General features: G+C 48.6%; 1 protein-coding gene. It reads left to right on the plus strand.

The genetic code is table 11. The annotated features are described in order from the left end of the window. The coding region (locus tag HT679_RS10630; RefSeq protein ID WP_173214529.1) for a hypothetical protein at nucleotides 1-321 on the plus strand (321 nt) is incomplete at both ends.

Genomic DNA, 321 nt, shown 5'->3' on the forward strand with positions numbered 1-321 from the left:
GACCCAGCTACAGGAACAGTGACAGTAGGTCATGAAGCTGTGAAAGCGCAAGGAACTGTAGAAGCGCAAGCCCGTAGTGGCAACAGTGACTTGAGTAGTAAAGGTAGTGCGCAACTTCCAGTTATTGCGGATACACCGAGCGCTCCATCTCCAACTGTGAAGGATGAATCAGACCATGTAGGTGTTGAGATTCCAGCACCAGAACATGCGGATAAGGTTGTTGTGACCTTCGATAAAGCAGATGGCACAGGCAAGGATACAGTTGTTATTACTAAGAATCCAGCGGACAACCAATGGAGTGCGGATAAGGCAGTTTCTGGT

The sequence above is a fragment of the Streptococcus sp. 4886 genome (assembly GCF_013276485.1).
Taxonomy (GTDB): domain Bacteria; phylum Bacillota; class Bacilli; order Lactobacillales; family Streptococcaceae; genus Streptococcus.